This window comes from Blastocatellia bacterium (assembly GCA_016713405.1).
In the GTDB taxonomy this organism is placed as follows: Bacteria; Acidobacteriota; Blastocatellia; order Chloracidobacteriales; family JADJPF01; genus JADJPF01.
Window position 1 is genome coordinate 86,420 of record JADJPF010000006.1, and the last position, 13,955, is coordinate 100,374.

Genomic DNA, 13,955 nt, shown 5'->3' on the forward strand with positions numbered 1-13,955 from the left:
CTAGCCCATTATTTACCTAAGTTAAAAAATTGCTCTGCATTGTTGGTTGTGATTTGAGCAATTTCTATTGGTGATTTACCTAGTAGTTTTGCAATAGAGTTAGATATATGAAGTAAAAAGCTAGGTTCATTTCGGTTATCTTTAGGCTTAGGGTTTAAGTCTCGTGGAGTTAAAAAAGGTGCGTCAGTTTCTAACATTAATTTATCTAACGGGATTTTCTTAACTAAATCTTGGAGGTGTTTTCCTCGTCGCTCATCACAAATCCAACCAGTAATGCCAATATAAAAACCTAGGTCTAAATAAGCTTTTAATTCATGGGCGTTACCAGTAAAACAATGAACTACAACTTTATCTAGTTGATTTTGATAGGAGTTAAGAATTTCTACAAAGCGTTGATGTGCATCTCTTTCATGCAAAAATAGCGGCTTTTTTAGTTCACAAGCTAGCTGAATTTGAGCTTCAAACCATTTATCTTGCACTGGGCGGGGTGAAAAATCCCTATTGTAATCTAAACCACATTCGCCAACAGCTACTACTTCTTTTTTCTGTAATAAACTTCGCAAATTACTTAAAGTTTGTTCATTACATTCTCGTGCATTATGAGGATGAATTCCTGCTGTAGAATAAAGTACACTAGGATATTGACTAGCTAATTTTTGTGCTTTATGGCTAGCAGCAATATTAGTTCCAGTAATTATCATTACTGAAACACCCGAATTAACAGCACGACTAATTAAATCTGCTCGATCTGCGTCAAAAGAGCGATGTACTAAATTAACTCCAATATCTACTAGTTTTATAGCCATTTTTTAAGCAGCCTTTTGTTTTATGATCTTTAAAAACTTTTCTTCTTTTCATTGGAAAGCTTTGTTAAATTAGATTTTATGTAGTTACGAACTTGAATTGATACTTGAGGATCATTAGATAAATCTCGTAAGTCTTTTGCTATCATTCCTTGTAAAAAATTTAGTGCTAAACCTAGGGTAAGATGTCTAGTCCTAAGTAGAGCATAGCGAATATCATAACGACAAGACCATTTACCATTAGTAGCTAATAATTCAATTAGATGCGGTTTTACTGTAGCCTTACGAATAGCTGTACAAATAATTCTTTCTTTTAGGAATGGATTCATTAAAACAGAAGAAACAACTTCCTTGCTACCATCATCTAGCAATAAAGTTAGTAAGCGTTCGCCATTAGTTCTTTTTGCTAAAGTAAGTTTTTCACCTAAAGATAATTGAGTTAATTTGCGACAAAGTTGTTCTTCACCTGCTACTTTGACTTCAGGAGGGACAAAGGGAACAAGCATTATTGAGACAACATCAAAAGTAAATAGTTGTCCAATATATTTTAAGGAAATAGAGGCTGGAGTTTTAGGATTAAGTAGGAGTGATTTTTTTAACCCATAGCTAGAAAGTATGCGATTGTCACCACCTAAGCGATGTATTATCTCTACGCTCAAATCTTTTCTATCTATTAATATTTCTAGCTCTTGTTCAGATAAATTTTCATTGTCTAGCAGAGCATTTAAGACTTCCTCAGCTTTATCAAAAAGCAATGCTTTACGTTCTTCAATATCTGCTTGACGGGCTTTAATTACTCTATGATATAAATCTAGTAAGTCATGATCGCTCATAAAAAACCTCTAATCAATTAATCAGCCACTGCACCAGCTTTCTTGCGTTCTAGTTTTAGCTCTAAGGCTCTAGCTAACGCGCTACGAGGGTTAACAATTCCCCATCCTTGACGCTCAAAAGCGACGTGTGGCAAACGTTGTGCTGTTTTAATTAGTATTTGTTTAATTTCTTGAGGTGTCAATGCTGGATTAGCTTCTAACATTTGCGCAACTATGGAAGAAACTATTGGGGCAGCAAAAGAAGTTCCATCAACGTGTTTATAATGCTGGGAAATTACATTATTAGAACTAATTTTGATTTGTACCAAATGACGAATCAAATAAATATCTAAGGAAATTGCAGCATCTAGCTCAGGGTCTATGCCCTTATGTTCAGCAATTATTTTACGGATATCTTTATCATGAGTTTTTTCTAATTTTTCTAACAGCATTGCTTGTGATGCTGTAGGTGTGCCGGGCAAAATTGGTGCTGCTACCCAAATACCAGGAGCTACAATTTCTGGTTTTTGTAGTCCATCAATTGTTGGCCCATAACTAGAATGATACATATCATCCGTATTTGGATCTAAGGTATTTTTATCATCTAATCCCCCAACAGCAATAACCGAAGGCGAGCTAGCTGGAGGGATTACACCATGATTTTGATGATGACCTGCATTACCAGCAGCAGCAATTACCACAATTCCTTGTCTGACAGCTTCTTCGGCTGTTTGGCAAAGGCTATCGTGAAGGTAAGAAATTTCATAGTCGCCACCACAAGAAATATTTACAACCTTAATATCATATTTGCGACGGTTTTTTATTACCCATTCTAACCCACGAGTAATATCATCATGTTTTATTCTTTGAGAAGTACCAACTTTTACTAAAACCAACCGGGCTTTTGAAGCTATTGCGCGATAAATCCCACCTGATAAATGCCCATTCCCCGCCGCAACAACAGAAGTCATCATCCCATGCCAACTAGAAGCATCTCGTGACATTAATTCTTTAATGCTAGATCGCTGTGCAGCAATATTTTTATAACCAACAATTCTAATTTCTGGACGAGTTAGATCTGGGTGCCAAAAAAAACCAGAATCCAGAAAAGCTATTGTTACACCTTCGCCAGTAAAGCGAGTACTAGCACCAAGTCTTAATGGTGTTGGAAGAATTTTTAATTCCTCTGCTGACTCTTTAGGTAAATAGCTATCTAATTCAGCTTGTCCTGAAATAAATCTCTCTACACATTGATTACAAACAAAATTTTTGCTTGTCCAGCGAGGAATATTAGCTTGTAAAATTGTTTGTACATACTCTCCTAAATCTCCACCATAACGAGAATGTTTGTCATCAACTTCATAAAGACATACTGAACAAATACGTTTTTTCATTTACTTGAAACTCCTTAAGATTTAGCCAATGGTGACATCAACAAATTCTTAATTATGAAATAATTTAGGAAAGTATTGAGGCATTAGAGATAAAAGGTTTTTTATTATACAAAAAAATAAATTATTTCTTGAATTAGGAAAACTAACCAGGTACTATCTCTCTTGATTAAAAGCCATCCAACCATTTATAATTGTAGTGGCTCTAACAACTTTATTTATATAATATTTATAACCTTACTCGTTGTTTTCTTTAACAGTGTTTTTATTAATTGAAAGGATTGATTGTGATTAAAGAGTCTGCTAGATCAAGGAAGCAAATTGAAGCCGCAGAAAACAGCGAACGCGCTGCTAGCGTTTTTATGCAACTGCTTGCACTACTACCAACTGAAGAACAAGACATAATGTTAGCTTTAATAATGGATGAAAAACGCTTGGAAGAGCCAGAAAAATTTCATGAGCTTTTTTTTAATTCATTAAAAGTCTTAGATTTAACACTTAATAGAGAAGAAATTGTAAGACTTTTATTAGAGCTTATTCCTGTAGAAAAGCTAGTTCCTACAATTTATGAAAAATATCGTCCAATGATTGTAGATGCAGCTAATGTAATACTTAGCCATTTAAACCCAGAAAGATTACGTACTAAGTTAGTAGAGCAAATGCTACTACCATTTGAAGCATCTTTACCAGAACGATTGCTTTGCTTAATTGCTAAAATGCCTACAATGCAAAAGTTAGGTCAAATCATTGCACGTAACCGAAACCTTGATCCTAAGTTTCGTAAATTGTTGCAAAAACTAGAAAATGGGATCAAAGATGCTACTTATGAATCAATTTTAGACAAAGTAAATCAAGAGTTAAAACACCAGATCAAGACTTATAAAATCCGTCTTGGAAGTCGTTTTCTAGCAGAAGCAAGCGTTTGTGCAGTTGTGCCATTTACCTGGCATAGCCCTAATGATGGCGCACGCCGTCGAGGAGTTTTTAAGGTCTTAAAACCTTTTGTTAGCCGTTATTGGGCAGAAGAATTAAAAATTTTAGAATCCCTAGCCACTTATTTAGATGAAAATCGTCATCGATATAATTTACCAACAATAGGCTTTCGTGAAATCCTTAATGAAGTAAGAGAATTACTTAAGAAAGAAGTAAAACTGCCTATTGAGCAAGAACGACTAATTCAAGCAAGGGATTTTTATTCTAAAGATCAAGATGTTCGTATCCCTCATTTGTTACCAATGAATACTTCTTCAGTAACAGGGATGGAATTCTTAAATGGTCTAAAAGTCACTCAAGCAGCAAATCGCTATCCTGAACGCCGCCGCCGTATGGCAGAGCTAGTTTTAGATAAATTAATTGTTTCTGTGCTTTTTAATATGCACAATGAATCATTATTTCATGCTGATCCACACGCAGGAAATGTTTTTTATAGTTATGAAGACGATGAATTAGCATTATTAGATTGGGGATTAAGCTGTACTCTAAAACGCTCTAGCCGTCGTGAGATCGTCCAATTAATTCTTGGCTTTATCCTTAATGACCAAAAAAGAGCTATTCAAGCTGCCTGCAATTTAACAGAAGGTAAGCTAAATAAAGGCCAAATAACAATAATTGAGCGTAAAGTTTTAGGTATTTTTACATCTTTACCTAAGTTTCCTTTAGTACGTCTTGAACCATTAACTAAGCTACTAGATGAGCTAATTTTAGAAGGTATTCGCTTCCCTGCTGAACTTTTAATGTTTCGCAAAAGCTTATTTACGCTTATTGGCGTGTTACACGACATTGACCCAACATTTAATATTGACTGGCATTTAACACGCTCATTGTTTGGTCACATTTTGCAAGAAATTCCGTCTAGGCTTACTCATATGCCTTGGTCGCGCGAATTTCCAACCCAAATAACTACTTGGGAATTGCGCGGCGTACTATTTAGACTTTCTCAAATTACATTGCAACTAGGTTTAGAGCTAACTCAACTTCTAGCACAATTTGGTTTAGATAAAGCGGCTGAAGCCCTTTATGAATCAGGATTTCCTTATACACCACAACCTTCAGAAGAAAAAGCTTAGTGAAAGTTACTAAAATTAGGGGAAGGTAAAATATCTTTCCCTAATTAGCTTAACCTACCAAAACTTAAAAACTTTACTAGTTTAGTCAAATGCAGCAAGCTGATAAGTTATCAGACATACTTAAAAAAGTTATTCAAGTTAATCCCTATCCATTAAATTATTGGGAAACAACAGCAATAGTTGAATCTTTAGGCTATACAGATAAATTAGTCCAACAAGATTTAGGTTTTGAAAACTGTCTAGCCCTTGGTCAAGAACTTTATAATCAATTATCTAATCAACCAATTCCAATAACTAAAACATTACAAGGTAGTGGGCAAAAAGTTATTAAAAATGAAATCTTTTGTTTTTTAGAGCAATTTTCCTATAGTTTTGTTTATGCAATTCCTTGGCTGGTAATGTTTATTTTAGAAAATAGTAAATTTGGTAAATTTGAATTTATCTTACCTCCAGATTTAGCCGCGCCTTTAAGTTTAGCTTTAATGGCTAGCTTGATTACTAGTGGTGGATTTATCCAAATAATTGTTAGGAGAGGTCAGCTTTACCTTAATTTAGGAGAAATTGCCCTAGCTAGAAAAATTTGCTTACAATTTCTTTTTCTAGCAATTTCTATAACCATAATACTAGCTTTTATTGGCTTAGTTTTAGGATTCTATCGTAATTTATTTCCAGATAAATATTTAATTATGGCAGCTATTTATTATTTAATACTTAGCTTATTATGGTTACTTTGTGCAATTATTTCTTTAAGAAAACCTGTTTGGCATATTCCTAGTATTTTTATTATTGCAAGCATAATTTTTATCTTACTTAGCTATTTAGGTTTTAACGTTTTGTTTGTCCAATTTGCTAGCATAGGGTTTAGTTTAATTGTCGCTATTGGGTTGGTAATTTTTAAGCTTCCTAGTAATAAAACAAATGAAAAAATGGAAATGCCCCGCGCACCTGTTTTGATTTATTCGCTTGCACCTTATTTTTGTTATGGTCTTTGTTATTTTAGCTTTCTTTTTGCTGATCGCCTTACAGCAGGCTCAACCGTGTCTGTAGCGGCAGGACTAAGTTTTGCGCTAAATTTAGATTATAAAAAAGGAATGGACATAGCACTTTTAATATTTTTAATATTAGTTGCCGTTACTGAGTATTTACACTATAAATTTATGCACTTTTGGTATGACCAAGCCAAAAATTTTGTTATTACTACCAGAGATAATCTTTCTGGGTTACTTATTAAGTACTATCTATTATTACTTTTTGCAATTTTTGTAATGTATTTAATAATGGGCAGTTTAGTAATTTACTGTCTAAATGCTGATATAACAGAAAATATAATGAAAGTTTCAATAATAGGAATAGTTGGATATGCTATTTTTACTGTAGGACTATTAAATAGCATGATTTTATTTAGCCTATCTCGTCCTATTTTGCTATTAAGATCCATAATACCTGGGTTATTGGCTAATTTTGTTCTAGGTTATTTGCTAAGTCATTTTTTTGCTACTCATTATGCGGCAATAGGTTTTTTACTAGGGGCAAGCATTTTTTCCTTACACTCAACCAAAGCTATATTAGCAATTTTGCGCTATCCTGATTACGCTTATTATGCTTCTTAAGCCAATAGTTTAGTCCCCAAAACATAATTATTTAATCTTCTATCTTGCTTTACCTAGTAATTATCTCTATTATAGATTTGTTTTTGATCTGCCCTACCAAGGTTTTATCATGCAAAACACTAAAGTTTTAATTGTTGATGACCATAATCTTTTTCGTAAGGGTTTGAGAAAATTACTAGAAAATATGGAAAATGTAGCTGTTGTTGGTGAGGCTCAAAATGGAGTGGAAGCCATAAAACAAGTATCAAACTTAGCCCCTGACGTGATATTGATGGATATTGCTATGCCGGAAATGAACGGACTAGAAGCTACTAGCGAAATTCATCGCTCTTTTCCAAATATAGCTATTATTTTACTAACAATGTATGATAATGAAGAATACTTAAAACAAGCTCTACAGTATGGTGCTATTGGATATTTGCTAAAAGATATTTCCACAAATGAGCTTTTTTTAGCACTTCAAGCAGCAATTAAGGGAGAACCTCATTTTTCTCCGGCAATTTCTCGCAAAATTATTAATAGATTTACTGATGGACGTAGTGCTAGCTTACTTCCACAAAGCTTATACACTAATTTATCTACACGAGAAATCGAAATTTTAAGACTACTCACAGCCGGTAAATCTAACAAAATAATAGCTGATCGTCTTTGCATTAGCATCAAAACTGTAGAAAAACATCGTAATAATATTATGCAGAAACTAGATATTCATAACATTGTGGATTTAGTAAAATATGCTCTAAAAAATGGTTTAGCACATTTATAAATAATTATTTTACCCAAATTTTATTTGAAAAAACTCTGCTACTACTGCATCATTAAAGGTTATTTTTTATTGAGGTGTTAATTTATGAAAATAGCTGTAGCAATGAGCGGTGGTGTAGATAGTTCTGCGGTAGCAGCAATCTTAAAAAATCAAGGCCATGAAATTGTTGGTCTAGCAATGCAGCTTTGGAACCAACGTCGTATCAATGTAGGTGCGGACGGCGAGCCTTTGCCCTCTCGCTGTTGTTCGCTAGACGATATTTATGATGCTCGTACTGTAGCTAACCGCTTAGGTTTTCCTTTTTATGTAGTAAATTTTGAAGAAAATTTTGAAGAAAATGTTGTCACTCCATTTGTTGAGGCTTATTTAGAAGGTCGTACCCCTAGCCCTTGTGTTAGCTGTAACAGTCATTTGAAATTTGCAAAACTAGTTGAGCTTGCCGAAGCTGCTGGTAGCGAATATGTAGCAACTGGTCATTATGCCCGTGTGGAATACGATAAAACACATAACCGTTTTTTACTTCTCAAAGGCTTAGATGAGCGTAAAGATCAATCTTATTTTCTTTTTGAACTTACTCAAAGCCAGTTGGCTAAAGCTATTTTTCCTTTAGGTGCAATGACTAAGGGAGAAGTTCGAGAAATTGCTCGACAAAATAAGCTTTCTGTAGCTGAAAAAGGCGAAAGCCAAGAAATTTGTTTTGTACCAGATGGAGATTATGCCCGTTTTATTGAAAATTACTTAAAAGAAAACAAAATAGACGCTCCTGCTTTAACACAAAAATTACATCAACTTTCTGCACGTCGTACTAAAGCAGGAAATATTGTTAATAAAAAAGGAAAAATACTAGGTCAACATGATGGGATCCATCATTATACAATCGGCCAACGTCGTGGCCTTGGTATTGCGTGGCCTGAACCACTTTATGTAATTGCTATTAACCCAGAACTTAACCAAGTAGTTGTAGGAACTAAAGACGAGCTACCTGGCTATAGTTTTATTGCGTATAAAACAAATTGGATTATGTTTGATGAGCCTAAAGAGCCTTTTAAGACTCTGGCTAGAATTCGATACCGCCACCAAGAAGCACCTGCTTTTGTTATTCCGTTATCAGATGGACGCGTAAAAGTAGAATTTAGTGAACCACAAAAAGCAATAACACCTGGTCAAGCCGTAGTTTTCTATGATGGTGATTATGTGGTAGGTGGTGGATGGATTGAAAGTATTTAATAAATTAATTTTATGATTGGGATTTGGAAAGCATATTCGATACAGTATTTATATGTAGTAATCTTTGGAACAGTAGCTTTTTTTGGATTGCCAATGCTTATTAGCCCGATTAGATGGGCAAAAGTTTTAGGTTGGGAAATTCCTCTTAAAACAGATTTGGTAGTTTATTTTGGCCGGTGTTTAGGTGGGGTAACTTGTGTAATTACCTATTTTGGCATTAGAGCCATTGAAAATAAAATTACTACACAATATTACTTTGATTTTATTTTATGTAATTTTGTGATGATGGTTTTTATACATATTTATGGCTGGATCAAGCAGATCCAACCATTTAGCGAAACTCTGGAAATTTCATATTGGAGTGGGATGATTATTTTGACTTTATTATTCTATCCAGTTTAATTAATAAAAGTTACGAAATTTATTCTGTAGCTTCTTGGCTTTCAAATTCAGCAGTTTCTGAATATTCTTCTCCTGCCATTTGGCTTTCAAGTTGCGCTTGTGTCGTGTTTGTTTCAGTATTAGCAAAAAACTTAAAAACATTAGTATTTTTTATAAGGCTATTAAAACTATTTTCTATATTTTCTTTACCTGTAGTATCTATAAGTTTTATATCATAGCTATATAATGTAGCTTTATTTTCATTGACTATAAAAGTAAACTTTTCTTCTGCTGCGGCATTAGAAAAACTTGTTTGATAAACCATTTCTATTACAGTTGTACCAGACTTTTTGCTTACATCTACTTTATTTCTAGTAGAATTTTTTACTTTACCAAGTTTTTCTGTAAATTCTGCAAATATTTCTACAAATTCTTCTTCTGTCAATCTTTCTTTTACTTCGCCAGAGGCTTTGTAAAGTTCGCTATACTCTTCCCTATTGTATGAAGCGTGAAATTCATTAACAAAGTTATCTAATGGAGCAATCGTCTTTTCAAATTCTTGGCTTTTTTCTTTGGCTATTTCAAAAAAATTATTGAAAGTGCTTACCGCTATAACGCCAACTGTTGTCCCCCAAACAGCAACACCTACTACTACTTTATTAACACAAGAGCCAAAAATTGCCACAAGGCTAAGTACAATAATTAAAACAACATTTCTGATATTCATAACATTTTCTCCTAAATAATTTTTGATTTAATTTGATTTGTAACTTTTCTATTTTCAAAACTTGTGCCAGGAGAAAATGTTATAAATAACAAATTCTAATTATTTGATTTATTTGTGGATAAAGAAATCCATAAGATTTTAAAAAACTTGTTAGAAGCTTTTTTACGTCGTTTTTGGCATTGGCTATTGATGTCACTTTTGGCAAGATTGCCGTTTTTGGCAAGATTTTTAGTTAAGCGTTAATATTTACATCTACTAATATTGCCGCTATATTCAAATTATTGAAAATCAAATTACAATTAAAAAATTTTTATGTTAGGAAGGGTTTTTATTGTGAAAAAAGTAGTATTTTTTCTAGTTTTATTTATATTCTTATATTTACCTGCTAGCTCATTTGCTCAACAAGTTTTTGTGCCAGAATATTATATTCCTTATCGAGTTTATGACACTCAAGCTAAACAATGGATTGACCTTGAGACAATGCTATCTAATGTAACTAAAGGGGAAGTTCTATTTATTGGTGAGCAACATAATGACAACGATGGGCATAAATTAGAGCTTGCAATTGTTCAAGGTGTAGCGCGTCGCCGGGCTAATAGTCTTATAGCAATGGAAATGTTTGAGCGAGATGCCCAAATTGCTTTAGACGACTATTTAACAGGTAGAATTAATGAAACCGAATTTCTTTCCCGTTCTCGTCCCTGGTCTAACTATATGACAGATTATCGCCCAATAGTTGAATTTGCCCGCCGTCAAAAATGGCAAGTCATTGGTAGCAACGCCCCTCAAAGACTTGCTCGCGCCGTTGCTAATAATGGTTTAACTATTGTAGATAGATTTTCTGAAGTAGATCGCACTTTAGTTGCTCAACAAATTGAATGCCCTAGCGATAGTTATCGCGAGCGATTTACTGAAACTATGACAGCTATGATGGTTCCGGCTGCAAGCGCAGCCAATCCTCAAGCTAACCCTCATGCCAATCCACACGCTGTAGCACCCGATCCAGCGGCAATTAATGAAAGGATTGAGCGATTTTATTTTGCTCAATGTATTAAAGATGAAACTATGGGCGAGTCTGTCGCCAAAATGATTAAAGGCAAAGAGTCTAAGCCCTTTATTATCCACATTAACGGGGCTTTCCACTCTGATTATGGCGAAGGAACAATGTCACGCGCTCGCCGTCGTTTACCTGATAGCAAAATTAGTAATGTTAGTATTGTCCCTGTAAGAAATATTGATCAAATTGTTGTAGATCAATACTTAAAACAAGCTGATTATCTAATTTTTACTGTAAAACCTGTTGAAGAACCTGAAGGTAACTAACCTAATATGTCAGACAGTCAATCACTCTCAGAAGATATTAACAAACAAGCTGCAAATTCCCGTGATGAACGGGAATTGCGGCTTTTTCTAGCTTTAGATAAAGAAAATCGCGGTTTTACAACTCCCCAAGAAATAAAACGCAGCATTAGCCATACAGGAATTTCTTTAAGTGATCTACGATTAAAAGAGTCTATTAAAGCCTTACAAGCTTATTCAGACACAGATAAAATTTCTTACCCTGAATTTTGTCAAATTATCCGACCCAACATTGCTTTAATTGAACAAACCCTACAAGCTAATTTAATTATTCCAGAGTTCTCTGCTACTAGGCGAATAATTGAGCAAATTTTTGAAAACACTAAAACAATTACTGAAGGAACTGTAGCTAGTTATATTCCTCAACTTGCCCGTGTAAACCCTGAGCAGTACGCTGTTTCACTTTGCACAATTGACGGACAACAAGCATATTTTGGCGATTACCAAACAGATTTTTGTATCCAATCTTGCTCTAAACCTATTAATTATTGCCTAGCTTTAGAAGAGCAAGGAGAAAATATAGTTCACAAATATGTAGGACGTGAGCCAAGCGGACGAGGATTTAATGAACTAACGCTAAATTATGAAAATAAGCCACATAACCCAATGATCAATTCTGGTGCGATTATGTGTTGTTCGCTTATCAAACCACAAATAAATATTGCAGATCGTTTTGATTATGTTATGGAGCAATGGAAAGCTATTTGTGGTGGGGCTAAAGTAGGCTTTAGTAATGCAGTTTATCTTTCTGAACGCGCTACAGCAGACCGTAATTTTGCTATAGGCTATTTTATAAGGGAAAACAAAGCTTTTCCTGAAAATACGGACTTAATTGCTACGCTAGAGTTTTATTTTCAATGTTGTTCTATTGAAGTAAATGCCCAGCAAATGTCTGTAGTAGCAGCAACATTAGCTAACGGTGGAGTTTGTCCAATTACCGGAAATAGAATTTTCACTCCTAAAACTGTCCAACATTGTTTGTCTTTGATGTCCTCTTGTGGACTTTATGATTTTTCAGGCGAATTTGCTTTTACAGTCGGACTCCCAGCTAAAAGCGGTGTTTCTGGTGCAATAATGATTGTTGTCCCAAATGTAATGGGTCTTTGCACCTGGTCGCCAAGAGTAGACCGACAAGGCAATAGCGTCCGAGGTTTAGCTTTTTGTAAAAAACTAGTAGAAGTTTTTAATTTTCATAACTATGACAATCTAACAGGTGTATCTGAAAAAATAGATCCGCGTCGCAACCGCCTTGATATAGAGACAGATAGAGTAATCGCTTTAATTTGGGCAGCTAGCAAAGGCGATCTTACTGCGATACAAAGACTTGTTGCTAGAGGCGTAGACATCAACGGTGCTGATTATGATGGTCGTACTCCGCTACACTTAGCCGCTTCAGAAGGTCACGCTCATATTGTTAAATATTTACTTGGCTATGGTGCTAATACTCAATTAAAAGATCGTTGGGGAAATACTGCCATAGACGACGCAGCAAATAACCAACATCAAGAAATCATTTCTCTTTTAAAACAATAAAAGGTCAGAAGTTGACCTTTTATTTTAATTCTATAAACTAAAACTTCTATTACTTTAAGCTACGAAGTGAAACCAGCATATTCTTAAAGTTAGCTGTAGCGTCTATTACTGCCGTAGGTTCATAGCCACAATGTACCATACAATCAGCACATTTTTTGTTTCCGCTTTTACGCCCGTAATTTTCCCATTTTGTATCTTCTATTAATTCTTTGAAAGTTTGTACATAGCCTTCATTAAGTAAATAACAAGGCTTTTGCCAGCCAAACACATTGTAATTAGGGTTGCCCCAAGGGGTGCATTCATAGTCACGCTGGCCTGTTAGAAAATCTATAAAGAAAGAAGAATGATTAAATTGCCAACGTTTGCCGCGTTTGGTAGCAAGTGGAGCAAAAATTTCTCTAAATAAAGCTTTAGTTTGTTCGCGTTTTAAGAAATGATCTTGGTCAGGTGCTAAAGCATAGCTATAGCCAGGTGAAATCATCATCCCATCAATTCCTAAGTCTGCTAGAAAATCAAACATTTCATGTAAATGTTCTGGTATTTCGCCATCAAAAACAGTTGTGTTAGTAGTAACACGAAAACCTGCTTCTTTAGCTAGTTTTATTGCCTTAACTGCTTCATCAAAAACACCTTTACGACAAACTAACTCATCGTGTCGGGCTTTCATTCCATCTAAATGGACGCTAAAAGTTAGGTAAGGTGAAGGCTTAAATTTACTTAAATGACGTTCTAGCAAAAGCGCGTTAGTACAAAGATAAACAAATTTCTTTCTTGCTACTAGCCCTTCGGTTATTTCAGCTATTTGAGGATGAATTAAAGGTTCACCACCAGCAATTGTTACTACAGGTGCGCCACATTCATCAGATACTCTAAAACATTCTTCTGGGGAAAGATTTTTACGTAAAATTTCTTCTGGGTATTGGATTTTGCCACAACCAGCACAAGCCAAATTACAACGAAAAAGTGGTTCTAACATTAACACTAAAGGATATCTTTTTTCTCCTAATATCCTCTTTTTCATTACATACCCACCAACTTTAACGGCTTGGCGCAGTGATATACCCATAAGTAAAGCTCTCCTAAATAACAGCAGAAAAATTTTTTTGATTTATTTTATTTTGTTTAATAAAAGTTCCTTGGCAATTTATCACAAAAATAAATGCTGGGTGAAGAAGTTACGGCGATTTTCCCCATAAAACAAAAATATATATTGGCAGTATTAACAAAAAGTAAAATTTACTTAATCTGTAAATTTTCTAAAAATATTTTATTTCTTTCTC

General features: G+C 34.5%; 12 protein-coding genes. 7 read left to right on the forward strand and 5 right to left on the reverse strand.

What is annotated here, in order from left to right; genetic code table 11:
- Window positions 1–8 precede the first annotated feature (8 nt).
- Genes IPK14_09315 through IPK14_09325 form a run of 3 tightly spaced genes read right to left on the reverse strand, consistent with a single transcriptional unit; the run spans window position 9 to window position 2,919 of the window.
- Complete coding sequence (locus IPK14_09315) at window positions 9–806, reverse strand: YchF/TatD family DNA exonuclease (GenBank protein MBK7993607.1); 798 nt, start codon at window positions 804–806, stop codon at window positions 9–11.
- 29 nt (window positions 807–835) lie between these two features.
- A complete protein-coding gene (locus tag IPK14_09320) occupies window positions 836–1,636 on the reverse strand; it encodes a hypothetical protein (protein MBK7993608.1) in 801 nt (266 codons plus the stop codon).
- Between the two features lie 17 nt (window positions 1,637–1,653).
- Entirely contained in the window at window positions 1,654–2,919 is a 1,266-nt protein-coding gene (locus IPK14_09325; GenBank protein MBK7993609.1) for a S8 family serine peptidase, read from the reverse strand.
- Between the two features lie 374 nt (window positions 2,920–3,293).
- Between IPK14_09325 and IPK14_09330 the strand changes: the two genes are divergently transcribed.
- The 5 genes from IPK14_09330 to IPK14_09350 all read left to right on the forward strand — a co-directional run bounded on the left by IPK14_09330 (window position 3,294) and on the right by IPK14_09350 (window position 9,077).
- Window positions 3,294–5,072 carry a hypothetical protein gene (locus IPK14_09330; GenBank protein ID MBK7993610.1) on the forward strand — a complete coding sequence of 593 codons (1,779 nt, stop codon included), beginning with the start codon at window positions 3,294–3,296 and terminating at the stop codon, window positions 5,070–5,072.
- 89 nt (window positions 5,073–5,161) lie between these two features.
- Entirely contained in the window at window positions 5,162–6,682 is a 1,521-nt protein-coding gene (locus tag IPK14_09335; GenBank protein MBK7993611.1) for a hypothetical protein, read from the forward strand.
- Between the two features lie 109 nt (window positions 6,683–6,791).
- Window positions 6,792–7,448, forward strand: coding sequence for a response regulator transcription factor (locus tag IPK14_09340; protein ID MBK7993612.1), 657 nt, complete (start codon window positions 6,792–6,794; stop codon window positions 7,446–7,448).
- Window positions 7,449–7,532: 84 nt separating this feature from the next.
- Entirely contained in the window at window positions 7,533–8,675 is a 1,143-nt protein-coding gene (mnmA, locus tag IPK14_09345) for a tRNA 2-thiouridine(34) synthase MnmA (GenBank protein MBK7993613.1), read from the forward strand.
- Window positions 8,676–8,687: 12 nt separating this feature from the next.
- Window positions 8,688–9,077: a hypothetical protein gene (locus IPK14_09350; protein MBK7993614.1), complete on the forward strand. Its 390-nt coding sequence runs from the start codon at window positions 8,688–8,690 to the stop codon at window positions 9,075–9,077.
- Between the two features lie 19 nt (window positions 9,078–9,096).
- On the opposite strand, the gene IPK14_09355 is transcribed toward IPK14_09350, so the two are convergent.
- The gene (locus tag IPK14_09355) at window positions 9,097–9,783 is read right to left on the reverse strand and encodes a hypothetical protein (protein ID MBK7993615.1); all 687 of its coding nucleotides are present in this window, start codon (window positions 9,781–9,783) and stop codon (window positions 9,097–9,099) included.
- Between the two features lie 333 nt (window positions 9,784–10,116).
- On the opposite strand from IPK14_09355, the gene IPK14_09360 reads away from it, so the two are divergent.
- Together IPK14_09360 and glsA are read left to right on the forward strand one after the other, a co-directional pair.
- Window positions 10,117–11,106 (forward strand): ChaN family lipoprotein, encoded by a 990-nt coding sequence (locus IPK14_09360; GenBank protein ID MBK7993616.1) that lies wholly within the window; start codon window positions 10,117–10,119, stop codon window positions 11,104–11,106.
- Between the two features lie 6 nt (window positions 11,107–11,112).
- Complete coding sequence (gene glsA, locus IPK14_09365) at window positions 11,113–12,675, forward strand: glutaminase A (GenBank protein MBK7993617.1); 1,563 nt, start codon at window positions 11,113–11,115, stop codon at window positions 12,673–12,675.
- A gap of 49 nt (window positions 12,676–12,724) precedes the next feature.
- Here the strand turns inward: glsA and hpnH are convergent, their stop codons facing one another.
- Window positions 12,725–13,741 carry an adenosyl-hopene transferase HpnH gene (gene hpnH, locus IPK14_09370; protein ID MBK7993618.1) on the reverse strand — a complete coding sequence of 339 codons (1,017 nt, stop codon included), beginning with the start codon at window positions 13,739–13,741 and terminating at the stop codon, window positions 12,725–12,727.
- Between the last annotated feature and the right edge of the window lie 214 nt (window positions 13,742–13,955).

Excerpts from the sequence above, each read along its gene's own strand:
- IPK14_09335 (MBK7993611.1), top strand. The coding sequence starts at position 5,162 with ATGCAGCAAGCTGATAAGTTATCAGACATACTTAAAAAAGTTATTCAA.
- IPK14_09315 (MBK7993607.1), bottom strand. The coding sequence starts at position 806 with ATGGCTATAAAACTAGTAGATATTGGAGTTAATTTAGTACATCGCTCT.
- IPK14_09340 (MBK7993612.1), top strand. The coding sequence starts at position 6,792 with ATGCAAAACACTAAAGTTTTAATTGTTGATGACCATAATCTTTTTCGT.
- IPK14_09355 (MBK7993615.1), bottom strand. The coding sequence starts at position 9,783 with ATGAATATCAGAAATGTTGTTTTAATTATTGTACTTAGCCTTGTGGCA.
- mnmA (MBK7993613.1), top strand. The coding sequence starts at position 7,533 with ATGAAAATAGCTGTAGCAATGAGCGGTGGTGTAGATAGTTCTGCGGTA.
- glsA (MBK7993617.1), top strand. The coding sequence starts at position 11,113 with ATGTCAGACAGTCAATCACTCTCAGAAGATATTAACAAACAAGCTGCA.
- hpnH (MBK7993618.1), bottom strand. The coding sequence starts at position 13,741 with ATGGGTATATCACTGCGCCAAGCCGTTAAAGTTGGTGGGTATGTAATG.
- IPK14_09350 (MBK7993614.1), top strand. The coding sequence starts at position 8,688 with ATGATTGGGATTTGGAAAGCATATTCGATACAGTATTTATATGTAGTA.
- IPK14_09320 (MBK7993608.1), bottom strand. The coding sequence starts at position 1,636 with ATGAGCGATCATGACTTACTAGATTTATATCATAGAGTAATTAAAGCC.